General features: G+C 64.3%; 24 protein-coding genes. 9 read left to right on the forward strand and 15 right to left on the reverse strand.

The genetic code is table 11. The features are described 5' to 3' along the window. From IVA98_RS25630 to IVA98_RS25640, 3 genes are all read right to left on the reverse strand, one after another. Positions 1-165 (reverse strand): TetR/AcrR family transcriptional regulator (locus IVA98_RS25630; RefSeq protein WP_247355778.1); only part of this gene is annotated, 165 nt, incomplete at its 3' end. A 126-nt stretch (positions 166-291) separates the two neighbouring features. Beyond that, entirely contained in the window at positions 292-882 is a 591-nt protein-coding gene (locus IVA98_RS25635; RefSeq protein WP_247306862.1) for a thiamine pyrophosphate-dependent enzyme, read from the reverse strand. Next, a complete protein-coding gene (locus IVA98_RS25640) occupies positions 879-1,427 on the reverse strand; it encodes a phosphonopyruvate decarboxylase (RefSeq protein WP_247306860.1) in 549 nt (182 codons plus the stop codon). The genes IVA98_RS25635 and IVA98_RS25640 overlap by 4 nt, the downstream gene beginning before the upstream one ends. A 106-nt stretch (positions 1,428-1,533) precedes the next feature. Here IVA98_RS25640 and IVA98_RS25645 point away from each other — a divergent pair, with 106 nt between their 5' ends. From IVA98_RS25645 to IVA98_RS25655, 3 genes are all read left to right on the forward strand, one after another. Further along, positions 1,534-2,763, forward strand: a complete 1,230-nt coding sequence (locus IVA98_RS25645) for a cytochrome P450 (protein WP_247306858.1) — start codon at positions 1,534-1,536, stop codon at positions 2,761-2,763. 197 nt (positions 2,764-2,960) lie between these two features. Beyond that, complete coding sequence (gene rocD / locus IVA98_RS25650; protein WP_247306855.1) at positions 2,961-4,175, forward strand: ornithine--oxo-acid transaminase; 1,215 nt, start codon at positions 2,961-2,963, stop codon at positions 4,173-4,175. 523 nt (positions 4,176-4,698) lie between these two features. Next, positions 4,699-6,147: a Spy/CpxP family protein refolding chaperone gene (locus IVA98_RS25655; RefSeq protein WP_247355733.1), complete on the forward strand. Its 1,449-nt coding sequence runs from the start codon at positions 4,699-4,701 to the stop codon at positions 6,145-6,147. 18 nt (positions 6,148-6,165) lie between these two features. On the opposite strand, the gene IVA98_RS25660 is transcribed toward IVA98_RS25655, so the two are convergent. The 9 genes from IVA98_RS25660 to IVA98_RS25700 form a co-directional block, all read right to left on the reverse strand. Next, positions 6,166-7,029, reverse strand: coding sequence for a sugar phosphate isomerase/epimerase family protein (locus tag IVA98_RS25660; protein WP_247306847.1), 864 nt, complete (start codon positions 7,027-7,029; stop codon positions 6,166-6,168). Further along, the gene (locus IVA98_RS25665) at positions 7,029-8,234 is read right to left on the reverse strand and encodes a dihydrodipicolinate synthase family protein (protein ID WP_247306845.1); all 1,206 of its coding nucleotides are present in this window, start codon (positions 8,232-8,234) and stop codon (positions 7,029-7,031) included. The genes IVA98_RS25660 and IVA98_RS25665 overlap by 1 nt, the downstream gene beginning before the upstream one ends. 129 nt (positions 8,235-8,363) lie before the next feature. Further along, on the reverse strand, positions 8,364-9,515 hold the full coding sequence (locus IVA98_RS25670) for a Gfo/Idh/MocA family protein (RefSeq protein WP_247306842.1): 1,152 nt from the start codon (positions 9,513-9,515) through the stop codon (positions 8,364-8,366). Beyond that, complete coding sequence (locus IVA98_RS25675; RefSeq protein ID WP_247306839.1) at positions 9,512-10,909, reverse strand: enolase-like domain-containing protein; 1,398 nt, start codon at positions 10,907-10,909, stop codon at positions 9,512-9,514. The genes IVA98_RS25670 and IVA98_RS25675 overlap by 4 nt, the downstream gene beginning before the upstream one ends. Positions 10,910-11,123: 214 nt before the next feature. After that, on the reverse strand, positions 11,124-11,954 hold the full coding sequence (locus IVA98_RS25680) for an ABC transporter ATP-binding protein (RefSeq protein WP_247302968.1): 831 nt from the start codon (positions 11,952-11,954) through the stop codon (positions 11,124-11,126). A 14-nt stretch (positions 11,955-11,968) separates the two neighbouring features. Further along, positions 11,969-12,961 carry an ABC transporter substrate-binding protein gene (locus tag IVA98_RS25685; protein WP_247302970.1) on the reverse strand — a complete coding sequence of 331 codons (993 nt, stop codon included), beginning with the start codon at positions 12,959-12,961 and terminating at the stop codon, positions 11,969-11,971. 74 nt (positions 12,962-13,035) lie between these two features. Next, complete coding sequence (locus IVA98_RS25690) at positions 13,036-13,845, reverse strand: ABC transporter permease (RefSeq protein WP_247355734.1); 810 nt, start codon at positions 13,843-13,845, stop codon at positions 13,036-13,038. A gap of 225 nt (positions 13,846-14,070) precedes the next feature. Next, entirely contained in the window at positions 14,071-14,778 is a 708-nt protein-coding gene (locus tag IVA98_RS25695) for a TetR/AcrR family transcriptional regulator (protein ID WP_247355735.1), read from the reverse strand. A 142-nt stretch (positions 14,779-14,920) separates the two neighbouring features. Then, the gene (locus IVA98_RS25700; RefSeq protein ID WP_247355736.1) at positions 14,921-15,769 is read right to left on the reverse strand and encodes a VOC family protein; all 849 of its coding nucleotides are present in this window, start codon (positions 15,767-15,769) and stop codon (positions 14,921-14,923) included. Between the two features lie 221 nt (positions 15,770-15,990). Here IVA98_RS25700 and IVA98_RS25705 point away from each other — a divergent pair, with 221 nt between their 5' ends. Next, a complete protein-coding gene (locus IVA98_RS25705) occupies positions 15,991-16,884 on the forward strand; it encodes a sugar kinase (protein ID WP_247302977.1) in 894 nt (297 codons plus the stop codon). A 19-nt stretch (positions 16,885-16,903) separates the two neighbouring features. Further along, the gene (gene rbsK / locus IVA98_RS25710) at positions 16,904-17,821 is read left to right on the forward strand and encodes a ribokinase (RefSeq protein WP_247302979.1); all 918 of its coding nucleotides are present in this window, start codon (positions 16,904-16,906) and stop codon (positions 17,819-17,821) included. Here rbsK and IVA98_RS25715 read toward each other — a convergent pair whose 3' ends face one another. Then, positions 17,822-19,042, reverse strand: coding sequence for an NAD(P)/FAD-dependent oxidoreductase (locus IVA98_RS25715; protein ID WP_247302981.1), 1,221 nt, complete (start codon positions 19,040-19,042; stop codon positions 17,822-17,824). A 230-nt stretch (positions 19,043-19,272) separates the two neighbouring features. Between IVA98_RS25715 and IVA98_RS25720 the strand changes: the two genes are divergently transcribed. Next, positions 19,273-20,067, forward strand: a complete 795-nt coding sequence (locus IVA98_RS25720; protein ID WP_247355737.1) for an enoyl-CoA hydratase/isomerase family protein — start codon at positions 19,273-19,275, stop codon at positions 20,065-20,067. A gap of 19 nt (positions 20,068-20,086) precedes the next feature. On the opposite strand, the gene IVA98_RS25725 is transcribed toward IVA98_RS25720, so the two are convergent. Beyond that, entirely contained in the window at positions 20,087-21,805 is a 1,719-nt protein-coding gene (locus IVA98_RS25725) for an IlvD/Edd family dehydratase (RefSeq protein WP_247302985.1), read from the reverse strand. Positions 21,806-21,981: 176 nt separating this feature from the next. Between IVA98_RS25725 and IVA98_RS25730 the strand changes: the two genes are divergently transcribed. The 3 genes from IVA98_RS25730 (at position 21,982) to IVA98_RS25740 (ending at position 24,638) form a co-directional block, all read left to right on the forward strand. Further along, complete coding sequence (locus tag IVA98_RS25730) at positions 21,982-22,668, forward strand: GntR family transcriptional regulator (RefSeq protein WP_247302987.1); 687 nt, start codon at positions 21,982-21,984, stop codon at positions 22,666-22,668. A gap of 358 nt (positions 22,669-23,026) precedes the next feature. Further along, positions 23,027-24,028 (forward strand): TAXI family TRAP transporter solute-binding subunit, encoded by a 1,002-nt coding sequence (locus tag IVA98_RS25735; RefSeq protein ID WP_247302989.1) that lies wholly within the window; start codon positions 23,027-23,029, stop codon positions 24,026-24,028. Positions 24,029-24,062: 34 nt separating this feature from the next. Further along, the gene (locus tag IVA98_RS25740; RefSeq protein ID WP_247336173.1) at positions 24,063-24,638 is read left to right on the forward strand and encodes a hypothetical protein; all 576 of its coding nucleotides are present in this window, start codon (positions 24,063-24,065) and stop codon (positions 24,636-24,638) included. Positions 24,639-24,804: 166 nt separating this feature from the next. On the opposite strand, the gene IVA98_RS25745 is transcribed toward IVA98_RS25740, so the two are convergent. After that, positions 24,805-25,629, reverse strand: a complete 825-nt coding sequence (locus IVA98_RS25745) for an NAD-dependent epimerase/dehydratase family protein (protein ID WP_247355738.1) — start codon at positions 25,627-25,629, stop codon at positions 24,805-24,807. Positions 25,630-25,702 lie beyond the last annotated feature (73 nt).

Here is a 25,702-nt window from a genome sequence, read left to right on the forward strand (position 1 = left end):
CGCCTTGGAGGGGAAATGCTTGAACAGCAGCGCCTCGGAAATAGCAGCGGCGGCCGCCACGCTCTTGGTCGTGGTGCCGTTATAGCCGTGTCGGGCAAAGCAACGTTTCGCGGCACCGAGGATCAATTGACGCCTCAGGTCGCTCGTCATACGCAATGAGCTCATGCTAGTGAGTAAGCACTCACCCACGCAAAAGTCAAGCACTATGCTGCATCGCAACCTCTAGATTGGGTCGAAACTGGCTCGCGCACACGGCGCACGAGCAGGACGACGACATCGGCAAGGCCGGCCCTAAATCGGCCGGAAGCCCAGGTCGCCCCGGAGCCGGTTGACGATGTAGGTCCCGTCCCGGGTCGGCAAGATCCGCTCAACGCTGGCGCTGTCGATCTTCACATTGGCAAAGCGTGGCCCCGCGGAAACGTCGTGGACGACTTTGGCCAAGGCCTCGACCTCGGCCATGGTCGTGACGGCCCGGCTGTCCTCGATGCCGCAGGCCCGAGCGACGCCGACGAGGTCGGCAGCCGCGGAGGTGTGGCTGGTCTGGCCGCCAGTCTCGCCATAGGCCTCATTGTCGAGCACGACGATGGAGAGATTGGCCGGCTTCTGCAGCCCGATGGTGGCCAAACTGCCCATGCCCATCAGCATCTCGCCGTCGCCCGTGATGACCAGCACCGGCAGCTTTGGCTGCGCCAGCGCGAGCCCGAGCCCGATCATCGCAGCTCCGCCCATGCCACCCCAGAGATAGAAGTTGCGTGCGTGGTCGCCGGCCGCGCACATGTCGTTGGTGGAGGCACCTAAGCCGCCAATCGCAACCACATCCTTGCGCTCCGCGAGCAGTGTGGACACCACTTGGCGGCGGTCGAGGAGATTGGCCTTGCTCATTTGGTGAAAACCTTGGCGCCGATCAGGCGCTGCGACAGAAGGACGGCGGTGGGAGTGAGTGCGTTGTAGGCCTGCGCTGCGGCCGCCTCCAGCACGGCCGGCACCTCGGCCGGGTTCGAGGCACGCAGCACCTTGACGCCGGAAAGCTCGAATACGCCCTGCGTGGTCGACCCCATCGGCACCTGCCACGGGTTGAACTCGCCCCACTCGCCGCGCATGGTCACGAGCGTGAGGAACGGAAAGCGCAGGATCGGGATCAGCGACAGCATGTTGATGCAATTGCCGACGCCGCTCGACTGCATCAGCAACACGCCGCGCTGTCCGCCCGCCCAGGCGCCGGCGAGAAGTGCCACGCCCTCCTCCTCCGTCGTCAGCGGTATGCCGCGCATCGTGGAGGAGGCCAGCACGCGCTGGATCAGCTTCGAGTGACCGGCATCGGGCACGTACGGCACCTGCCGGACGTCGAAGCGCTGCAATGTCGCGAAAATATCGTCCGGCCAGAGAACACTCGGGGCCGTGTCGGGAGCGTCAGCGCGCGCGTGCATTTTCCTGTCCGGTCAGCTAGCAAAGACGGCGCGACTGTAGACGCATGCGCGCGTCGGCCAGAACAACAAAAACGGCATATCGGCTTTAACCGGCGAGTATAACGGAATGAACGCAGATGCGAAGGAGCTGGCGGCAAGCTTCGATCTCGAGAAGCTGACGCCCGAGTTCTACGACAACCCCTATCCGACCTATCGTGCACTGCGGGAGAACGAACCGGTCAAACGCCTGCCGAACGGCACCGTCTTCCTGACCCGCTATGACGATCTCGTCACCACCTACAAGAACACCAAATCGTTCAGCTCGGACAAGAAGCGCGAGTTCGCGCCGAAATACGGCGACAGCCTGCTCTACGAGCATCACACCACGAGCCTCGTCTTCAACGATCCGCCGTCCCATACCCGCGTGCGCCGCCTGATCATGGGAGCACTGTCGCCTCGCGCCATCGCCGGCATGGAGGGCGACCTCATCAAGCTGGTCGACGGCCTGCTCGACGCCATCGCCGCCAAGGGGGCTTGCGAGCTGATCGAGGACTTTGCCGCCTCCATTCCGATCGAGGTGATCGGCAATCTGCTCGACGTGCCCCACGAGGAACGCGCGCCGCTGCGCGAGTGGTCTCTGGCGATCCTGGGCGCACTCGAACCGGTGGTGTCGCCCGAAGCGGCCGCGCGCGGCAACAGAGCGGTGCAGGACTTCCTCGCCTATCTCGAGACGCTGGTCGCGCGCCGGCGCCGAAAGCCCGGCAATCCCGAGCGCGACGTGCTGACGCGCCTGATCCAAGGAGAAGGGAGCGAGGAGAACGGCGAGCGGCTGACCGAGAAGGAGCTGCTGCACAATTGCATCTTCCTGCTCAATGCCGGCCACGAGACGACCACCAACCTGATCGGCAACGGCCTCGTCGCGCTGCACCGCAATCCGGACCAGAAGCAGCGCTTGATCGACAACCCCGACATGATCAAGACCGCCGTCGAGGAGATGCTGCGCTACGAGAGCTCCAACCAGCTCGGCAATCGGATGACCACGGAAAAGGTCGAGCTCGGCGGCGTCATGCTCGACGCCGGCACCTCGGTCACGCTGTGCATTGGCGCGGCCAACCGCGACCCCGCACAGTTTCCGGAGCCCGAACGCTTCGACATCGCGCGCACGCCGAACCGGCACCTCGCCTTCGCCACCGGCGCGCATCAATGCGCGGGCATGGCCCTGGCGCGGCTGGAAGGCGCGATCGCGATCTCGCGCTTCCTGGCGCGCTTCCCAAACTATGCCGTGGCCGGGCAGCCGGTGCGGGGCGGGCGGGTCCGGTTTCGCGGCTTTTTGAGCGTGCCCTGCGCGATCGGATGAAGCCTCCAAACAAAAATGACGAAAACAACCCCATGCACAGTAGAGAACCCTCTGACATTTCAGGCAAATCGGGTGGGGGCTACGCCATCGGACGCATGCAGGCTTCCGAGGCGACAAGTTGATACCCAGATCAAGTTGAGGGTCGCCGGCGGTGCAGTCGGTTGACGCCGCCGTGCGCGGCCATGGAGTGACGACACATGAGCTCGTCGGTCATTGATTTCATCGCAACAGAAGCACGCTTTGGGGCCCACAATTACGAGCCGATCGGGGTCGTCCTGTCCCGCGGCGAAGGTGTCTGGGTGTGGGATACCGAAGGCAACCGTTATCTCGATTGCCTCTCGGCCTATTCGGCGGTCAGCCAGGGCCACTGCCACCCCAAGATCCTGGCAGCGCTGGTCGAACAGGCGCACAGGCTGACGCTGACCTCGCGCGCCTTTCACAACGACCAGCTCGCCTTGTTCTACGAGGAAATCGCGGCGCTCACCGGCTCGCACAAGGTGCTGCCGATGAACAGCGGCGCCGAGGCGGTCGAAAGCGCGATCAAGTCGGTCCGCAAATGGGGCTATGAGGTGAAGGGCGTGCCGGACGGCCAGGCCGAGATCATCGTCTGCGCCAACAATTTCCATGGACGCACGCTGGGCATCGTCGGGTTTTCCACCGATCCCGAGACACGCACACATTTCGGTCCGTTCGCGCCTGGCTTCAGGATCATCCCGTTCGGCGATGCCGCGGCGCTGGAAGACGCAATCACGCCCAACACCGTCGCCTTTCTGGTCGAGCCGATCCAGGGCGAAGCCGGTGTCGTCATTCCTCCAGCCGGCTATTTCACGAAGGTGCGCCAGCTCTGCACCGCCAACAACGTGATGCTGGTGCTCGACGAGATCCAGACCGGGCTCGGCCGTACCGGCAAGCTGCTCGCCGAACAGCACGAGGGAATCGAGGCGGACGTGACGCTGCTCGGCAAGGCCCTGTCCGGTGGCTTCTATCCCGTGTCGGCCGTGCTCTCGAACAACGACGTGCTCGGGACATTGAGACCCGGGCAGCATGGTTCGACCTTTGGCGGCAATCCGCTTGCCTGCGCGGTGGCGCGCGCGGCGATGCGCGTGCTGGTCGAGGAAGGCATGATCGAGAACGCGGCCAGGCAGGGCGCGCGCTTCCTCGAAGGCTTGAAGGGCATCCGTGCCAACATGATCCGCGAGGTGCGCGGACGCGGCTTGATGCTGGCGGTCGAGCTGCATCCCGAGGCCGGGGGCGCACGCCGCTATTGTGAGGCGCTCCAGGGCAAGGGCATCCTCGCCAAGGATACGCATGAATACACGATCCGCATCGCCCCGCCGCTGGTGATCACCAGCGACCAGGTCGACTGGGCGCTGGAGCGGCTCGCCACCACCTTGACCCAGGATTTCTCTTGAGGCTGCCTGCGTCGGAAGATCGCAAGGCCGGCCGCGGCCAAGAACGAACGATCCGGCCACCTGTGCGTTGAACGTCGTGGGCGATGACGAGCTGGGAGCTAGAACCATGCTTCCGCGTTGCGTTTGCCTTACGGCTTTTTTAGTTGGTGTCTCGGTGCTGGCGACGAGCGCCGGCGCTTTCGCCCAAGGACTCGGACACGGAAGGGGCGGACCACCCGGTCCGGCCGCAGCACCGGCGGCTCGGCCAGCAGCACCACCGGCCACGGCCCATCCGGCGGCGCCGCCAGCCATGGCACGCCCCGCAGCGCCGGCTTTCCATCATCCCCCGGCCATGCAGCGGCCGGCCATGCCGCAGCGACCAGCCATGGCGCCACATCCGGCGCCGCGTATTGCCTCACCGCCACCGCGCCCGTCCCCACATTTCGCTGCACCGCCGCGGGCAGCCCCGCACGTGGCGACACCGCGGCCTGAATTCCATCGGTCGCCGGCAGCACGGCAACATCCGGCCATGGCGCCTCGGCCGATGCCGCACATCGCGGCCCCATCGCGCCCCAGCGGACCGCCGGCCGCGAGCGAGCGGCTGTCGCGGCGGGATCAGATTGAACAGCGCGCGCAACAGCGCCAGCAGCAAGTCCAGCAGCGTGAGCAGATGGTGCAGCAGCGGCAGCGCGAGATGCTGTCGCGCCAGACGACGGAGCGTCAGACCCGTATCGAACGACTCCAGCAGCGTGTGCAGCAATTGCAGTCGCAAAAGCCGGAAAGCGTGCGGGCGCAACGCCTGCAGCAACGGATGCTCCAGACGCAGAACCGCTTGCTTGATCGCGAGCAGCGCGCGCAGCAGAGCGACCTGGCGCGCCAGCAGCGGCTTGGCCTCCAGGCTCCGGCCGCGCGCGCCCCGGCCACCACGGCCGCCGCGCAGGCTGCTGAGCGCGGGCGGTTTGCCGCGCGCTTCCGTGAGCAGGCCAATCCGCAGACCCAAGCGGCCCTCCTCACCCGCCAGAGCGGCTGGGCTCCCCGGCAGGCTTGGCGTCACCGCCATCCCGCGGCGTTCGTGGCGTGGCTTGGGCCGGTGTTCTGGCCATACGCCTATTCCGACATTTTCAACTACACGTTCTGGTCCTATGCTTATGAGCCCGGCTATTGGGCGTACGCGTATGACGATTTCGTCGACACCGTGTTCTGGGGCGGTGACGGCCCCTATTCCGCCTATGCCAGCACCAATCCGTATGACTATCCGCACGCCGGCGGCGGCCGCCGGGCGCGCCCGCGCGCCAGCGTGAGCCCGCAGACGCTACAGCAATTGTGCGGCACACCAGACAAGGGCGTGACGGCTTGGCCGCTTGCCGATATCGCGAAAGCAGTGCAGCCGACGCCGGAGCAACGCGCGCTGCTCGACGAGTTGAAGACCGCGGCGGCCAACGCGGCCGCCGTGTTCAAGGATTCCTGCGCGGAGACTTATGCATTGACGCCGCCTGGCCGCCTGCGCGCGATGATGAATCGCATCAGCGCGACGCTGGAAGCGGTCAAGATCGTGCGACCGGCACTGGAGAAATTCTACAACTCGCTCAGCGACGAACAGCAAGCGCGCTTCAACGCGCTTGGGCCCCCTGTCGGCGACCGCTCGTCACAGCAGCAGGAAGCGAGTAGCGAGGGTTGCGGCGATCCGAAGTCCGGCCTGACCCAGTTGCCGATCGAACGCATCGACGCCGTTGTCCGCCCGGCCGGCAAGCAGAAGGATGCGCTCGAGCGCTTGGACGACGCGACGAAGCAGGCAGTCGCAGCACTGCAAGCCGTCTGCCCGGACAGTGTGCCGTTGACACCCGTCGGACGCCTGGAAGCCATGGGGGATCGTCTCCAAGCCATGCTCGCCGCCGCCAAGCTGGTGCAACCCGCACTGGAGGAGTTCTACGCGACGCTGAGCAGCGAGCAGAAGGCGCGCTTCAACACGCTGCAACAGGTTGCAGGACCGTAAGGGCAGCGCGCGCGTGACCTACACCACCGTCTTGTGCCGCGCGATGCAGGTGCGCAGCACCTCGTCCATCGGTTTGGCCCACCAGTCATTGGAGAAGATTTCGATCTCCGAATAGCCGGCAAAGCCCTGCGCTTCGACCGCTTGACGCACCGATTTGATGTCAATCACGCCGTCGCCCATCATGCCGCGGTCGTTGAGGATGTCCTTGGTCGGCACCATCCAATCGCAGACGTGGAAGGCGAGCAGGCGATCTTGGCCGGCGCGCGCGATCTGGCCCATCAGCTCCGGATCCCACCAGATGTGATAGACGTCGAGCGCAACGCCGAGCATGCCGCTGCGGCCGGGGTCGAGCCGGTCGCAGATGTCGAGCGCCTGTTTTGTGGTGTTCACGCAGGCGCGGTCGGCTGCATAGGCCGGGTGCAATGGCTCGATCGCCAATGGCAGGCCTGCCTGCTTGGCGTAATCGAGCATCTCGGCCAGCGCTTCCTCGACCTGGCCGCGCGCTGCCGCGATGTCCTTCGAGGCCTCGCTGCCCGGCCGCGAATATTGCGGCAGGCCGCCGACCACGAGCACGATGCAGGGCGCGCCGAGCGCCTTCGCCTCGTCCACACAGCGCCGGTTGTCGTCGCGCACTTCGCCCCGCCGCGAAGAATCCGAGGTGAACATGCCGCCACGGCAATAACCTGAGAGATCGAGGCCGGCGTCGCGCACGGCGCGTACCGCGCGGTCGAGCCCGACAGAAGCAACCTGGTCGCGCCAGGGATCGATGGCGCGGATGCCCTGCTTCGCACAGGCATCGATGATCTCGACGAGGTCACCCTGCTTGCGGACCGTCGCCGTGTTCAGCGACAGCCAGCGATGGTCGGACGAGAAATCGCGCATCAGGGTTCAAGTCCGTGCGAGGCCAGCACAGTCTTCATCCGCTGTGTCGCGAGTTCCGGATTGGCGAGCAGGCCAGCCTGATCGGCAAGGCGAAACAGCTCGGCCAGATGCAGCATCGAGCGCGCGCTCTCCTGGCCGCCCACCATGGTGAAGTGGTCCTGGTGGCCGTTGAGATAAGCCATGAACACCACGCCGGTCTTGTAGAAGCGCGTCGGCGCTTTGAAGATGTGGCGCGACAAGGGAACGGTCGGTCCCAGCACGTCGTGGAAGCCGGCTTCATCGCCGGCCGCCAGCCGCGACAGTGCGTAGGATGCTGCCGGCGCGATGGCGTCGAAGATGCCAAGCAGCGCATGCGAAAAGCCTTCGCTGTCCCCGGCGATCAGCTCCGCATAGTTGAAATCGTCGCCAGTATACATCTTGATGCGCTTGTCGAGGCGACGGCGCATATCGATTTCACGCTGCTTGTCGAGCAGCGAGACCTTGACGCCGTCGACCTTGGCAGCGTTGGCGTTGATGATGGCGACCGCAATATCCATCGCCTTGTCGAGATCCTTGGTGCCCCAATAGCCCGTCAGCGCCGGATCGAACATATCGCCCAGCCAGTGGATGATCACGGGCTCACGGACCTGCGAGAGCACGCGATCGTAGACCTTGGCGTAATCATCGGCATTGCGGCCGAACTTGGAAAGCGCCCGCGACGCCATCAGGATGATGCGGCCGCCGACCTTCTCGACCGCCGAGATCTGCTCCTCATAGGCGCGGATCACGTCGTCGAGGTTCCTGGCATCCTCGATCGCGAGATGATCGGTGCCCGCGCCGGAGAACACCAGCGCGTTGCGACGCTTCGCGGCAGCGACCGAGCGCGTGATCAGCTCCAGCGAGGTCGGCCAGTCCAGCCCCATGCCGCGCTGCGCGGTGTCCATCGCCTCGGCAACGCCGAGACCGAGGTCCCAGACGTGCTCGCGGAAGGCGATGGTCTTGTCCCAGTCGACAGCGACCGAAAGCCAGGGATCGTTGTCGGCGAAGGGATCGGCGACCGTGTGCACGGCCGAGAAGGCGATGCGGTTCAGCGGGCCCTCGAGCTTTGCGGGAAACGGGCGCGAGGCCGCGAGCCGATAGGTCTCGATCGAACGATCGGCCTTCGGCAGCTTGAGCGACAATGACGACATTGAAGGAGCAGGCTTGGGCTGGACTGGCTTGTTCATAATTTTTGACCTCTCCCCGTCATTGCGAGCGAAGCGAAGCAATCCAGAGCGTCTCCGCAAAGAAAGTCTGGAATTGCTTCGTCGCTTCGCTCCTCGCAATGACGGCTCAACTGACACTAGGACTCGGCTTCAGGCCTTGATCGGGGCGACGTCGATCCAGCGCCGCTCCTTCCAGCTCTTCAACGCGCACTCGGCGAGCTGCACGCCCTTGGCGCCTTCGAGCAGCGTGAACTTGTAGGGCGCATCCTCGTAGACGTGGCGGATGAACATCTCCCATTGCTCCTTGAAGCCGTTATCGTAGGAGACGTTGTCGGGCATCTTCTGCCAGTCGCCGTAGAAATCGTGCAGCCGCTTCTCATCGGGATTCCACACCGGACGGGGCGTCGCCTGCCGGGCCTGAATCACGCAATCGGTGAGCCCTGCGACCGCGGAGCCGAGCGTGCCGTCGACCTGGAAAGTGACGAGGTCGTCGCGATAGACCCGCGTCACCCAGGACATATTGATGTGGGCGATGACGCCGCCCTTGAGCTGGAACGTCGCGTACGCCGAGTCGTCCGCGGTCGCCTTGTATTTCTTGCCCTGCTCGTCGTAGCGCTCGGGAATGTCTGTGTTGCCAATGCAGCTCACGCTCTCGACCTCGCCGAAGAGATTATCGAGCACGTAGCGCCAGTGGCAGACCATGTCCAAGATGATGCCACCGCCGTCCTCGTCGCGGTAGTTCCAGGACGGCCGCTGCGCCTCCTGCCAACCGCCTTCAAACACCCAATAGCCGAACTCGCCGCGCACCGAGAGGATGCGGCCGAAGAATCCGGAGTCGCGCAGGAAGGCGATCTTCTTCAGGCCGGGCAGGAACAGCTTGTCCTGCACCGTGCCGTGCTTGACGCCCTTTGCGTGAGCGAGTTTCACGACCTCGACGGCCTCCTCGAAATTCGTCGCAATCGGCTTCTCGCAATAGACATGCTTGCCGGCATTGATGGCCTGGGTCAGAAGGCCGGGTCGGGCCTGCGTGGTCGCGGCGTCGAAGAACATGGTGTCGTTCTTGTCGGCGAGCGCGGCGTCGAGGTCAGTGGTCCAGCGCGTGATGTTGTAGCGCTTGGCCAGGGCCTCGACCTTCTCGGCGCTGCGGCCGACCAGGATCGGGTCGGGCATCACGCGATCGCCGTTCTTCAAGCGGACGCCGCCCTGGTCGCGGATCGCGACGATCGAGCGGATCAGATGCTGGTTGAGCCCCATGCGGCCGGTGACGCCGTTCATGATGAGGCCGAGGCGTTGGGTAGTCATGCCAATTGCTCCTGAAGTGATTTTGGCTGTTCGAGCGGGCGAAGCGCCGACCAGTCCGGATGGACCGAGGTGGCGAAGCCCGCAGCATGAAGCGATCCCGTCAGGAGATCGCCGTCGTGAATGGAGAGACGGATGCCCTGCCCGGCATCGGCATAGAGATCGGGATGCGCCGCCGCGAAAGCTGCAGCTTCAGCGGCGGGCGTGTCGCCGAAGCCGTCGACATAGTGATGGCCGTTGCGTTCGGCATGGGTGACGCCGATCAGGGCACCGAGCGCGAGGTCCTGCTGCACGGCAAGGCCGGCTTGGCAGGTCAAATCCTCGGCCGTGACGAAGAACGCCTCGCCTTCCGCGCTCCATTTCGCCGCGCGCGTGGCGTTGACGATGGCCTTGTAGAGACCCTTGCAGGATTTTGAGGAGATACCGCGATAGCCGAGGGCCCGCGCTGCGGGGAACGCATCGTAGCTATCGTCGGCTTCGTCGATGATGAAACCGCGCGCGGCAAGCGAGCCCAGTGGCGATTGCCTCGTGATGTCGCGCGGCATCGGCTGCTCGACATAGAGCAGGCGCGAGGCGATCGGCCGCAACGCGGGATCGTGATCGAGGCGATCCATCAGCGCCTGCAACGCGGCGAGATCGGCGTATTGCTCGTTGGCGTCGAGCGACACCTTGTAATCATGTCCGATCGTATCAAGCTCCTTGCCGATCCGCGCCAGCCGCACCGCATCGGCGGCGGGATCGCCCGACAGCTTGAGCTTGAAATAGCGAGCACCGGCGTTCTCGCGTGGATCGGCAACTCCGCCGTCACCTTCAACGGCATCATCAAGGCCGACGGTGTGCCTGATGGCAACACGCTCCAGCCGTTTCCGGCTCGAGAGAAACGTTCTGATGTCCCTTTCGCTCAGGTCAGGCGACAGCCGCGCATCGATGCCGGCGATATTAGCGGCCATCCCATCGAAGAAGCTGGTCTCGGCGGCGCGGAGCAGGGCATCGAGGATCGCCTTGTCGATTTCCGCTGGACCATAGGCCGCGGCAAGCGCCGGAATGTTCTTCTTCGCGCAGGTCGCGACCTGGGCGCCGATGCACGAGGCATGCAGATCGAACGCCGTCAAATATCCAGTCCGCGCCAGATAAAGTCCGCGCGCAATCTCCAGCGAGCGTCGCAAACCATCGACCGTCTGCGCCGGCGACAGCTCCGGCCGCTTGTCGAACCATTTCGGCACCAGCAGCTCGGCGCTGGCGCCGACCGCGCTTCCCCTGCCCTCGACCTCGATCTCGACCCGCACGAACAGCTGCGGCGTCGCGCTGATGGTCATCGCGCCAAAGCGGAACGGCCGCGCGAAATGCACGGGACGTTCGAACAATGCGATATCTCGCAGCTTCAGACGGGGTGACATGGTGTTACCGAATGACGGTTAGTGAAGCCGGTGCGACCGCGGAGACGGTGCACCTCGCCCGCTTGCGGGAGAGGTCGGCGCGCAGCGCCGGGTGAGGGTTTTCTCCTCTTGGGGAGTCTTGCCAGCCGAGGCACCCTCTCCCCAGCCCTCCCCCGCAGGCGGGGGAGGGAGCGCACCGTCTTCGTGATCACAGCCCGGCTCAATCGCATTGCTCTTAGTCCAGTGCACCTTGGGAGAAGAAATGCTTGCGGATGCGTTGCACGAGCTCGGTGAACACGGGATCGGCCATCACGTCGAGCGAGCGCGGACGCGGCAGCGGCACATCATAGATCGCGGCGATCGCACCGGGGCGCTCGGTCATGACCAGTACGCGGTCGGCGAGGAAGACGGCTTCCGGAATCGAATGCGTGATCAGCAGCACCGTTTTCCTGGTCTCGCGCTGGATCCGCATCAATTCGACATTCATGCGTTCGCGTGTCAGCGCATCGAGCGCGCCGAACGGCTCGTCCATCAGCATGATCTTGGGATCGTGCACCAGCGCTCGGCAGATCGAGGCGCGCTGCTGCATGCCGCCGGAGAGCTGCCATGGCAGCTTCTTCTCGAAGCCTTCGAGCCCGACCAGCTTCAACAGATCCTTGGCGCGAGCGAGATATTTATCCCGCGCCAGCCGCTTCATGTCGATCGGCAGCATGACATTGTTGAGGATGTTGCGCCAGGGCAGGAGCAACGCGTTCTGGAAGACGATGCCGACATTGCCGTGCGGCGTCGTCACCCTCTCGCCCTCGACCAGGATCTCGCCCGTGGTCGGCGGCAGCAATCCCGAGATCAGCTTGAGCAGCGTGGACTTGCCGCAGCCGCTTGGGCCCACCACGACGAAGAACTCGCCATCATTAATGTTGAAATCGAGCGGCCGCAGCGACGGCACATCGCCGTCGCGCGTCCGGTAGGTCTTGGACACGCCGGACAGTTTGATGCCCGACGCATCGCCGGCAGCCCGGTCACTCACCAGTCTCAGATGCGCGGCCGGCTGCAGGGTTGCGTTCATTGCTGTCGCAGGTTTCACGATCCGCTCTTCGGCAAATAGTCGTTGGTGTAAAACGCCTTCGGGTTCTCCTTGGCCTTGGCATCGAGGCCGCCATATTCGACGAGAAGATTGACGGTCTCGGTCATGTTCTGGTCGGTGACCTGGAATGGCCGCTTGCTCTTGGTGTCCGCGGTCCGGTAGAGCGGGATGGTCAGCTCGAAGCCCTGTGTCAGCGTATCGATCTTGCCGCCCTTGGGATTAGCATCGAGGATCGATTGCGCCGCGGCCTTCGGCTCCTTCTCGGCGGCCTCGACCGCCTTGGTAGTCGCCGACATGAAGCGGCGAACCAGATCGGCATTCGCCTTCACATAGTCAGTGTTGGCGATGATGCCTGATGAAACCATGTTGATGCCGTAGTCGGCGAACTTGATCGGATAGACGTCCTTGCCGGTGGCGTCCTTGATCTTCATCGACTGGTCCATGACGTAGCCGAGCAAGAGATCCGCCTGGCCGTTGATGACGGCGTTGAGCTTGGTCTGGCCGTCGCCGGCAACGGTTTTGAAGTCGCTCTCCTTCAGGCCGGTCTTCTTCAGGAACAGCGGCCAGATCTGGGTCATGGAATCGGCCGGCGTGATCGCCACCGTCTTGCCCTTGATGTCTTCGGGCTTCTTGATGTTCTTGTCGACGAAGCCCATGGCGGACATCGGGCTGGTCTGGAGCAGCACGCCGGTCGCAACCACCGGCGCGCCCTTGATCGCGGCGCGCATCATGGTGGGAACGTCGACATAGCCGAAATCGGCGGTCTTCGCCGCGACGGCCTGCGTGGTCGCAGCCGAGCCGCGGCCTTCCTGGATCTCGAGGTCGATGCCTTCGGCCGCATAGATGCCCTTGGCCTTGCCGTAATAGAACGGCGCGTGCTCGCCATAGACGTACCAGTTCAGCATCAGCACGACCTTATCGGCCGCCTGTGCCGGCAGTGCCGCGAACACCATCAGCGCTGCCGAGACGCCCCCTATCCACCGCTTCATCGTTACTCTCCCATGTCGTTGTTGCGTCGGCCGTTGGTGGCCGTTCGTTGCTTCACTTCAGAGCCGAAAATTACTTAAGAGGCGAAAAGCACGTCCTCACGCTGGCTGACGTGCCAGGGGATGACCAGCTTCTCGATCCGGTCCACGATCCAGAACAGGACCACACCGAGTAGTGCCAGGATCACAAGGGCAGCGAACATCGTCGGCAGGTCGAAGGTGCCGATCGAGCGCTGCATGACGTAGCCGATGCCGGAATTGGAGCCGACAAACTCGCCGACGACGGCGCCGACCACGGCGAGCGTCACCGAGACTTTGAGACCGGAGAAGATCGCGGGCAGCGCATGCGGCAGGTTCACCGCACGGAACACCTGGAAGCGGCTGCCCTGCATAGCGCGGGCGAGATCGACCATATCAGGATCGACCGATTTAAAGCCCTGCACGGCCGAGACAACGACGGGGAAGAAGCCCAGCAGGAACGCCGAGATCACCTTCGGGATGATGCCGAAACCGAACCAGACCACAAACAGCGGCGCGATCGCAATCTTCGGCACGGATTGCGAGAACACCAACAGCGGATAGACGTAGCTCTCCACTGTCTTGGAGCCGGCAATCAGCATTGCGACGGGAATGCCGAACAGCGCCGACAGCACGAAGCCACACACGGTCGCATAGGTGGTCGGCCACGACTGGCGCAGCAGTTCCGGCCATTCGGTGCGCAGCACCGCCGCGACGTCGGCGGGCGACGGGATCTGGTAGGCGGGAATTTTGAACAGCCGGATCGCCAGATCCCAGGCCACGACGATGAAGACCAGGAACAAAAACGGCCGAATCCAGGCCGCATTCAGCATCTTGGACACCGCACTCTGCGGCTTCAACTCAGCCACGTCTCACTCCCGGCAATCTTGTCGTTGGCGGAGAAATTAACCCGTTGGATAAATACTGTCCAGAGCTTTCCCTGTGACGTTTTGCGCCAGGTTCCGGTCGCTGAATGTGAAGGGGGTCGTGTGAAGGGCCGCGTGGAGGGACTGCGGCGAAATCTCGGTGTAGTGGGCGATGACAGCCAAGATTGGAAAAGCAAAAGAATCCCAGTCGAGCGGCGCCGACGGCCACTAAACCGTTTGCGCCACCGCGGTGGGCGACTTTGGCGGCTTCGCGATCTCGAACAGCGCCACGGACTGACCCGTCAGCGCAGCCAGCACGAGTCCAACCATGTGCGCCAGCCGTTCGTCCTTGGCCTTCTTGTCCAACAGATCGCGGCCGAAGATCACGCTGAGCGTCGCCGAATTCGAGAGATAGAAGAAGCAGAGTCCCGCGATCGAGATGTAGAGCTGCACCGGATCGATCGCAACCTGGAAGTCGCCGCTGTCGACGCCGCGGCGCACCACGGTGCGGATCATCTCGACGAAGGGCGAGTGCATCGACTTGACCTTGGTCGAGCGCTTCAGGTGCTTTGCGCGCGCGAGATTCTCGGTCTGGAGCAGCGACAGGAATTCGGGATTGCGCAGGAAGTAATTCCAGGTGAATTCGATCAGCCGCCGGATCGCCTCGGGCGGGTCGAGATGCTCGAGATCGAGCCCGCGCTCCTCGCTGCGGATTTTGTCATAGGCACCTTCAAGCACGGCGAGATAGAGCTCGTCCTTGTTGCCGACATGGTAGTAGAGCATACGCTTGTTGGCGCCAGCCTTGGCGGCGATGCGGTCGACGCGCGCGCCGGCGAGCCCGTGGGCCGCAAACTCCTGCTTGGCGGCCTCGAGAATACGCAGCCGCATCCCCTCGGGATCGCGCTGCCATTTCAGAGTTCGCTTTGCCTTCGCCAAACCGGTTGCTCGCTGGGTGGTCTCAGATCAGCGTGTACCACGAGGAAGTCGTCATTGCGAGGCGCCCTTGCGACGAAGCAATCAGACGGCCGCCGCGGAGGGCTTCTGCATTTCTTCGCTTCGCTCGGAGGAAAGACGTCCCTCAATCCACCGGCTTCGGCGAACGCTCCAGCAGCACGGTCTGGATGCCGCAGGTGCCGTTCCGCACCGTCATCACCCGCGTGCCCGGCTTGCGGCCGTTGCGGACCTCGGAAACGTCGAGACCGGCAGTGATCAGGCGGGCGCGGGTGGCGTCGATGTCGGCCACCCGCCAGCTGAGGCCCCAGAGCCGGTCATGCGCGGCATCGCCGCCCGCCACCGGGCGGCGCACCACCTCGACGATGAGATCGCCGCAGCGGAAGAACATCAGCTGGCCCCAATCCTGATGGGAGCGGTCGAGCGCCAGATCGAGCCCGAGCCGCGCGCCATAAAGTGCGGCGGCGCGCTCGGAATCCTCGGTGGTGATCACGACGTGATCAAGCGCCTCGATCGGCGCGACGTCGGTCGCAACGGATCTGGGGCGCTCGTCGGCGAGCTCGAGGAAGAACATGCGCACGCCGCGCGTGAGCTCCGTAGCGGCACGCGTGCGCTTCCACTGCAGCACGGCATCGGATGCGGCATCGCTGCTTTGGACCTCCGCGACCGGCTCCGGCCTCAAGGCCACGCGTTCCAGGCGGCGGTGCGTCTTGCTCATGTCTGCGACGCGAAAGCACAGGCTGGCGAGCACGCCCTCCTGATCGTCGAGCAGCGCGCGCATGCGGTCGGCGGCGACACTGAAGCCGCTCGGCGCCATCAATTCGGTCGTCATGTTGTCCAAAGTGAACAGGACCCGGTCGGCGCCCTCGCCGGAGTTCTGCCAGGCCGGCGCGCGGGCGAGCAGCGTCTGATAGGCCGCTTTTGCCGCAGCGATATCCCTGACCAGGACGACGACGTGATCGAGCCCGATGATCATCTTCCCCCCTTTTATCGACTCGTAATTGACCCGGAACCCCTGGGCCGAAAGACGGCGTTTGTCCGGGCTTGGCATCGGCCTGTCATGGTCGTATTCCGGCACCATGCTGACCTCAAGCGCTCCGGGCGGCAGATTTGCGAATAATTTCAGCGTCCCTCCGGAGCGGAACCGGTGCTAGAGTAAACGCGCCGGCCGGACCACAAGCGCATCACGGACAAGCAATGCAGGCTCTCTTCATCGGACAGACCTATATCGACGTCGTCTTCATCACCGACCACCTGCCGACCGGCGACGAGAAGCACGTAGCTTCGGATTACGCGGTTTCGTTCGGCGGCAACGCGGTGACGGCGGCGTTCTGCTGCGCCAAGCTCGGCATCGTGCCCGATCTGATCGCAACAGTCGCCAATGACTGGCTGGGGCGCATGTTCCAGGACATGTGCGCGAAATACGCAATCTCGCTGCACGGGCGGAAGGTGAACCAGTCCTCGCTCTCCTTCATCATGCCCAAGGACGGCAAGCGTGCCATCGTCCGCTGCCGCGACGACGAGCACATCCATCCGTTCCCGATGCTCAATCTCGGCGGCTGCCGCGCGCTGCATGTCGACGGCCATCAGCCGGACGCCGCGATCCACTATGCAAAAGTCTGCCGCGAGGCCGGCATCCTGACCTCGCTCGACGGCGGCGGCCTGCGCACCAACACGCATGAGCTGCTGGAATATATCGACGTCGCCATCGTCGCCGAGCGGCTGTGCGAGCAGATGGACCTGACGCCGGAGAAGATGCTCGATTACCTCAAGAGCCGCGGCTGCAAGATCGGCGGCGTCACCATGGGCGAGAAGGGCCTTTTCTGGTACGACGAGACCGGGACGGTGCAGGTGATGCCGGCGATGCCGATCCCGCGCGAGCGCGTGATCGACACCAACGGCGCCGGCGACGTCTTCCACGGCGCCTATGTCTATTCCTACCTCGCCCATCCCGGCAAAAGCTGGCGCGAGCATTTTGATTTCGCCCGCGCCGCCTCGACCTTCAAGATCCAGCGCCTCGGCAACGAGGCCGGCCTGCCGACGCTGGTCGACATCGCCAAGGTCAGGCACGAATTCGAGGTCAGGGTCTAGCGCTCGCAAAAGGTGTGTCATGGGTCGCGTCTTCGTCGCCGGCAGCATCAACATGGATGTGGTGGCAACAGCCGACCGCCATCCACGCGTCGGCGAGACCGTTGCTGGCAAGCAGGTGCTGTATTTTCCAGGTGGCAAGGGCGCGAACCAGGCGGTCGCCGCGTCGCGGCTTGGCGCCAGGACCACGCTGATCGGGCGGCTGGGGAAGGATTCGTTTGGGACCGAGCTGAAGGTTTTCCTTCGCAGTCAGGGCATCGATCTCGGCTACGTGCAGCAGACGGCTGACGCGCACACCGGCACGGCCATCATCACGGTGGCGGAGGCTGACAATACCATCGTCGTCATCCCCGGCGCCAATGCATTGGTCGACGCTGATGACGTCAGCGTTGTGCCGCTGCTGGAGGGCGACGTCGCGGTCAGCCAGTTCGAAATTCCGCTGCCGGCGATTGCCGCGTTCTTCCAGCGGGCACGCGCCGCCGTAGCCACGACGCTGCTCAACCCGGCGCCGGCGCAAAGCATGCCTGGCGAGCTGCTCGCGCTGGTCGACATCCTCGTGCTGAACGAGACCGAGCTCGGCTTGCTCGCCGGCACCGAGCTCTCCGACGGCGACGAGGCCGCGCGGATCATCGACGTCGCGCGACAACTTCAGGCGCGGCGGGACCAGACCATCTGCGTCACGCTCGGCAGGCGCGGCGTGCTCGCGCTGGCGGGGCGCGAGGAGATTTCGGTGCAGGGGCGCACGGTGAAGGCGGTCGACACCACCGGCGCCGGCGATTGCTTCGTCGGCGCGCTCGCGGCGCAACTGGCTGACGGCGCGACACTGCGCGGCGCGCTCACGTTTGCCAACGCCGCCGCTTCGATCAGCGTGCAGCGGATGGGCGCGGGGCCGTCGATGCCGACGGCAAAGGAAGTGGCTGCCGTGATCGACGCAAGCTGATCACGCCAGTGCGCTCTTCAGGTCGAAACTCTGGTCCGCGGCCTGCTCCGGTGAGATCGAGCGGTGCATAGCCTGCAATCGGCGCCCGAACATGTGGTCGCCGGCGCGGTTGATCGACTCGATGCCCAGCAGCGTCTCGCCCTTGTAGCAGAACGCCGAAAACGCCTTGCTCGCGGGGTTGCCGCGCAGCACGACGCGATCGTAACCGGTGGTGAGGCCGGTGATCTGGAGCTTGTCCTCGCCCTGGTCGCTCCAGAACCAGGGATGGCTGTCATAGGGCTTGCTGTCGCCGGTCAGCCGCGCCGCGAGGCAGCGGGCGTGATCGGTGGCGTTCTGCACCGATTCCAGCCGCAGCGAACCGCCGAAGCGCGGGCTTGCGAACAGCGCGCAGTCGCCGATCGCCGAAATATCGGGATCAGCCGTCGCAAGATATTCGTCGACAACGATGCCGGCGGCAACGGGAAGCCCCGCTTCAGCCGCAAGCTCGATGTTCGGCAGCACACCGACACCGACCACGACGAGATCGGCGGGCAGATGCCGTCCGTCGCTCAAGGAGACGCCGGTGACCTTGCCGCCCTCGGCTTCGATGGAAGTGGCCTGCACGCCGAGATGGATGCGGATGCCGGCCCCGCGGTGCCGCGCCTGAAAATATTCGGAGACCTCGGCCGTCACCGCGCGCGCCATCACGCGCGGGGCGAGCTCGAGCACGTCGACCTCGAGGCCCTTGATCCGCGCGGTGGACGCGAATTCGAGGCCGATGAAGCCGGCGCCGATGACCACGACGCGTGTCTTCGACGGGATGACCTGGCGCAGTGCCTCGCTGTCGTCGAGGATACGCAAGTATTTCACGTCGGGCAGATTGGCGTTGGGCAGGTCGAGCAGGCGGTTGCGCGCGCCCGTGGCCAGCACGAGGTGACCGTAAGGCAGCGTCTCGCCCGAGGCCAGATGCAGCTTGCGGCCAGCGCGGTCGATCGAGACGGCGCGGCCGGCGATCAGCTCGATCTTCTGGTCCTGGTAAAACTTCTCCGGCCGGAACATCAGGCTCTCCGGCCCGGCCGAGCCCTTGATGTAGGCTTTTGACAGCGGCGGCCGCTGATAGGGCAGATGCGCCTCGTCATTGATCAGGCAGATGCGCTGCGAAAAGCCCGCCTGGCGCAGCGATGCCGCGACCTGGTAGCCGCCATGGCCGGCCCCGACGATGATCACCGGACCATCCGTCATTGGACAGCCCACTTCCGCAAGACACGAGCGTGACCCATGTCGTCTCCTCTCTCGCTGATTTTGGTTTGCTGGCCTGACGAGGAGCCGGCGCTCGTGTCCGTCCCTTGGCGAAGGCGGGCCCATTTGAGCCTATCGTTCCGCCCAGCGCAAGAGCGGCGGGCGGGGATTGTCACCCCTCGCCTTCTGCGATTTAGTTGCAGCAACGAACCTCTTGCCGGGGATTTTCTCAGATGCCAGCTCCCATCTCCCAGCCCGATGATCCCGCCCTGCTGCGGATCGAGGGCCCGATCGCGACCATCACGCTTAACCGCCCTGCCGCATTCAACTCTATCAACCTGGCGATCGCGCAGAAGCTCGAGCAGCTCGCGGCCTATATCGAAGGCGCGGACGACATCAAGGTCGTTGTCCTCGAAGGCGAAGGCCGCGCCTTCTCGGCCGGCGGCGATCTTCAGACGATCGGGGCAGCCGCCGAAGCAGGCACGGTGACGCCCGTGGTCGGCGAGCTCTTGAAGCACTATCATGCCTTTATCGAGATCATCCGCCGCATGCCAAAGATCTCGCTGTCCAGCGTCCACGGCTCCGCCGCCGGCGCGGGCATGGGGCTCGCCTTCGTCACCGATCTCTGCATTGCCGCCGACGACGCCAAGTTCACGCCGGCCTATGCCAAGATCGGCGTGTCGCCGGACGGCGGCTCCACGGTCGGCATCGTCGGCACGGTCGGCTCCCGCCGCGGGCTACAAATCTTCCTGTCCGAGGATAATTTTACCGCGCAGCAGGCTTACGAGTGGGGCCTGGTTGCCAGGATCGTTCCCGCCGCTGATCTGAAAGCAGCCACGCAAAAACTCGCCGAGCGTCTCGCGCAAAACCCGCCGGCGGCGATCACCGGCACCAAATCGCTCGTCTACCAGGCCGCGACCACGCCGGTGAAGCAGCAGTTGGATGCCGAGGAGCACAAGATCATCATGGCGATGAACACGGCGGAGTTCCGCGCCGCCGTGAAGAAGTTCACCAGCAAGGGCAAGTAGCTGCCTTAGGCCTGGTCCCTCACTCCTTCTCGGTCCTTGGTCCAGTCCTCTGCATGAAATCGAAGTCGCAGCCCTCGTCGGCCTGCATGATGGTCTCGTTGAACAACCAAGCGTAGCCGCGCCGGGCCTCCTCTGGCGCTGCGGCCGGCTTCAACGCGGCGCGGCGCCGCTCGAGTTCGGCCGCATCGACCAACAGCTCAATGCTGCGCTTGGCCACATCGAGGCGGATCATGTCGCCGTTCTGCACCAGCGCGAGTGGCCCGCCGACAGAAGATTCCGGCGTGATGTGCAGCACGATGGTGCCGAACGCGGTGCCGCTCATGCGTGCGTCCGAAATGCGCACCATGTCCTTGGTGCCGTTCCGCGCGAGCTTCTTCGGAATCGGCAAATAGCCCGCCTCGGGCATGCCCGGCGCGCCCTTCGGGCCGGCATTACGCAGCACCAGCACGTCGTCGGCCGTGACGTCGAGATCGGGATCGTCGACCCGCAGGGTCATGTCCTCGACGGATTCGAACACCACCGCGCGCCCGGTGTGCTGCAACAGCTTTGGACTGGCGGCCGATTGCTTGATGACCGCACCGCGCGGCGCGAGATTGCCGTGCAGGACGGCAAGACCGCCCTCCTTCTTGATCGGATTGTCGCGCGAACGAATCGCGTCCTGGCCCGGCACGTGCTCCGCATTCGCCACGACCTCGCGTAGCGTCTGGCCGCTGATCGTCCCGGCATCGAGATCGACGAGATCACCGAGTTGCGCCAGCAGTTTCGGCACGCCACCGGCGTGATGGAAATGCTCCATGTAATGTTCGCCGGACGGCTTGAGATCGACCAGCACCGGCACCTCGCGGCCGATCTGGTCGAACACTCCGAGATCGAGCCGGTACGGCGATCGGTGCGCCATCGCGGTCAGATGGATCAGGCCGTTGGTCGAGCCGCCAATCGCTTGAAGCACGACCTGCGCGTTCCTGAACGAGGCCGGCGTCAGCAACTCGCTCGGCTTCGGCCTCTTCGTCTTTGCCATCTCGGCGGCGACTTTGCCGCTGGCCTCCGCAAGACGGAAACGCTCGGCGTGCGGCGCCGGGATTGTCGCGCTCATCGGCAGCGACAGGCCCATGGCTTCGATCATGCAGGCCATGGTCGAGGCCGTGCCCATCACCATGCAGGTGCCGACGGACGGCGCGAGACGGCCGTTCACGGCTTCGATCTCGGCATCGTCCATGTCGCCGGCGCGGTATTTTGCCCACAACCTGCGGCAATCGGTGCAGGCGCCCAGCACTTCCCCCTTGTGATGGCCGACCACCATGGGCCCGACCGGAATGACCACCGTCGGCAGATCGGCGCTGATCGCCGCCATCACCTGCGCAGGAAGAGTCTTGTCGCAGCCGCCGATCACGATCACCGCATCCATTGGCTGGGCGCGGATCATCTCCTCGGTGTCCATCGCCATGAGATTGCGCAAGTACATCGAGGTCGGATGGGCAAAGCTCTCGGCGATCGAGATGGTCGGGAATACGAACGGCATCGCGCCGGACAGCATCACGCCGCGCTTGGCGGCTTCGATAATCTGCGGGACGTTGCCGTGGCAGGGATTGTAGTCGCTATAGGTGTTGGTGATGCCGACGATCGGGCGCTCCAGCGCATCGTCGGAATAGCCCATGGCCTTGATGAACGCCTTGCGCAGGAACAGCGAGAAGCCGGCATCGCCATAGCTCGTCAAACCCTTGCGCAGGCCACTCGTCATCATGCCACTCCTTCCGAGTTGCCACCGTGGTACAGCCTCGCCCAGGATTGTCAATAAGATTGGCCAATATTGTCGCACTTTCTGGCTTTTGGCGGCTCTTGCGGCACAAATTATTGACAATCCAAGCCCCTCCTGCTCCACAGGACCAACCGGCCGACCGCCGGGAGGCTAAGGGCATGTCCGACATTCGCACTGCTGAAGCAATGCCGGTCCGGCGCGACGATCCGGACGACGTCGTCGCGCGCCTGGAAGAGGACATCATCTTCGGCCTCCTCGCACCGGGCGCGCGCCTTACCGAGGACGCGCTGATGTCGCGCTACGGCACCTCGCGGCACTTCGTGCGCCAAGCGCTGCTGGATGCGGAGCGGCGCGGCATCATCCGCCGTGAGAAGAATGTCGGCGCCACCGTACGGTTCTACTCGGCCGAGGAAGTCCATCAGATCTACGAGGTGCGGGAGATGCTGACGCGGCAGGCTGCGCTGATGATCCCCCTGCCCGCGCCGCAAGGCCTGATCGACGAACTCTCCGCGCTGCAACGGCAATACTGCGCAAGGGCCGACGCGCAGGATCTGCGCGGCATTCACGAGGCCAACGACGCCTTCCACCTTGCGCTGTTCTCGGCCTGCGGCAATCCCTATCTGGTGCGCTCGCTCCAGGACTACATGAACCTGACGCTGCCGATGCGCGCGAAGAACCTCGCCGATCGCGAGGGTCTCGCACAATCGCGGCGCCAGCACGAGCTGATGATCGAGCTGCTCAAGGGCCGCGACAGTTGGGCGCTGGCGCAACTCTGCGTGGATCACATGCAGGTCAGCAAGAAAGATTACCTCAAGCGCATCGCCGATGATGGGGCCGGACTCTAGGTGAGCAAGTACCTGCCACGAACGACCCGTATACGTCCAAGAAGGAACGCCGCTAGCCGGGGCGCGTTGGAACGCTCGAGCGGGATTCATTCGCGCGCGTAGCCGGGTGACGATCGATCGGAACATGTCAGCCCAAGGGAGGGCTGGCTACCGCACAGGTTTGAACATGAGGGTCTGCGGAGCGATGCGGGCCGGTTTGTTCTTCGCATTGATTGCGGCGGCCTGGCTCGGCGGACAGGTCCAGGAGTCCTTCGCACAACGGCAACCTTTCGCCTCTCCGAGTGAATCCGGGAAAGCGTCTCCGCCAAAAGAAAGCGCCCCCAGGAAAGAAACGAGACGACCTGCGGATCCATTTACGGTGGGCTTCGTAACCGGTACGCCGCAATGCACTGAATTCGCAATAGCTCAGGACATTGCGACCACACTGGCGAGTGGCCAGGAGACGGGTCCGCATGGCGAAGTCGCTTTGCGGGTCCTGCCAATCGTGGGAAACGGCGGCACCCGCAGCATCCTCGACGTGCTCACTCTGGCAGGTGCCGACGTGGCGATCGCACCTGTTATCCTGGTCGACCGGCTCCGGGAGGCAAAGACGTTCGGAGACATCTCCGATAAGCTTGCCTACATTGCCTCGCTCCATGTCGAAGAGTTCCATCTCCTCGCACGGCCGGAGATCGCAAGCCTGACGGATCTTGCGGGGAAGAGGGTCAATCTTGGCGAGGACGGCAGTGCCGGTGCCGTGCTTGGCCGCGAGGTGCTGAACCGTCTGGGCGTCAAGATCAGCGAATCCAGCCTGGGGCCGGACGCCGCGCTGGAGGGGATGCGGAAGGGAGACATCTCGGCCGCCCTACTGGTCTCAGGAAAACCAGTCAGCTTCCTCGCACGTGCCGGGCAGGCCAAGGGCATTCACTTCCTGCCCATCCCCTATTCCAACGAACTGCTGCAGCAAAACTACCTGCCATCGACGCTTCGCCACGAGGATTACCCAGATATCATCGGGGTCAATGCAGCTGTGGACACGATCGCGATCAAATCCGCTCTCTTCGCCTACAACTGGCCGCCTCGCAGCGAACGGTTTCGGCTGCTGGAATTGTTCGTCCAAACACTGTTCACGCGGTTTCCTGAATTTCTCGGCGACGCACATCACCCCAAATGGCGCGAGGTGAACCTGGCCGCGCTGCTCCCGGGATGGCAACGATTCCGACCGGCAGAGCGCTGGCTCCAGCAGCAATCCGGCGGCGAGGCCGCGCTTCGCAAGGCGTTCGGCCGGTTCCTTGAGGGAAAGCCAACCGCCAATCCGCCAGACCGCGAAGAATTGTTCCGGGACTTCCTGCGCTGGCGAGAACGCAATCCGGATAAGTGAGCAAAATTTGGCAGGCAAATTTCGGGAGGTGTCGATGCGCAACGCGCTTGTGAGCACAGCCTTGGCTGCGTTGCTCGCCTTGATCGCCGACGTGAGGCATCCTGCAGCGCAATTTGCTCCCTTCTTTCCGCCAGCGCCGCAGACGTTCGCACCGACCACCGCGCCGCCGGCCGACACGACCGAGCAAACCAGGACAGCCCCTCACCGAAGCAGCAAGGCGGATAGGAAGCACGAGGAGAAGCACGAAGTCGTTCGTCGGCCGCCAAATCAGCGGAAGGTCGCCGAAAGAAACGGATACAAGCGGGTCAGCGATCTCGTGAACTTCCCGAAGTTCTTTCCGGGCCTCGGCATCATCTTCGTCAAGCCCGACACTTTACCGCTGGGGCCGTTCCTGTGCTTCGATCGCAGGGATCGCTTGGTGGCGACCGTGTACATGGTCCCGAACAAGGACATCGAAGATCACAAGTCATTGGACGGGGCGGGGTCCGCGGCACCGGTTGATCATGTCAGCCTCTACTTCAACGCGGGTCACCCCGGCGTGGATGTGCCGCACTACCATGTGGTGCTCTGGCATGTGACCAAGAAACAGGAGGCGCGGGTTGCAAAATGACGTGCGCCAGCTCATGCGATCACACGGGCTCCGCCTTGTTCGAGCACGTCACGAACGATTTGCGCGCGGCGCTCGCGGACATGCGTTGATCGGCTACAATTGCCCGCCTTGAGCGCAGCCGGGCGCTTGGTCCGACTGCAGCAAATGTCAGGCATGGGAAACCCGTTTAGCGCTTATTCCAGTCGATGATCCGGCTCGCGTCGCCGTCAAACTCGTTGCTGCAGAAGGCGCCGCCTTGATAGTGATCACCGATCGGATCCGGCTTGAGCTTGGCCTGCTCGGCCATTACGTGCGCCACATGATCCTCAGAGCGCCCGGTGGGCCGATAGCCGAACTCGTAGGCGCGGTGGTTGTCCCACCAGGCGCGCTCGTTCAGGGACACGCCGTAGAAGATCTCGAAATGGATGTCGGGATGCTCGAGCCCGATCTGGCAGAGTTGCACGAGGTCGTCGGGCTTGAGCCAGATCGCGAGCCGGCGATGGTCGAGCGGCATGTCACCGAAATTGCCGATGCGCAGGCAAGTCACCTTCAGCCCGTGCTTGTCGGCGTAGAGCGCGCCGACGGCCTCGCCGAACACCTTGCTGACGCCATAGCGGCCGTCGGGGCGCGGGGTGACGTCGGTGCCGATCTTGTGGTGGCGCGGATAGAAGCCTACGGCATGGTTCGACGAGGCAAACACCACACGCTTGACGCCCTTGCGGTACGCGGCCTCGAACAGATTGTAGCAACCGATGATGTTGGCCTGGAGGATGTCGTCCCAGGGGCCTTCGACCGAATAGCCGCCGAAATGGATGATGCCGTCGATGCCATCGCAGATCGCCTCGACCTGCGAAATGTCGGAGAGGTCGGCGGCCTTGAACTGCTCGTTCGGGCCGAGATCGGCAGGCTTGCGAATGTCACTGAGCAGCAGGTCCGGGTAGATCGGCGGCAGCAATTTCCGCAGCCGCGTACCAATCCCGCCCGAAGCTCCCGTCATCAAAATGCGCGGCATGTCGTTCCTCGTATGTAGCGACCGATTTGCGGCCGTAGATATCTGATGCTAGCAGACTTGCACAGAGGGAACG

The organism is Bradyrhizobium sp. 160, assembly GCF_023073735.1.
GTDB lineage: Bacteria > Pseudomonadota > Alphaproteobacteria > Rhizobiales > Xanthobacteraceae > Bradyrhizobium.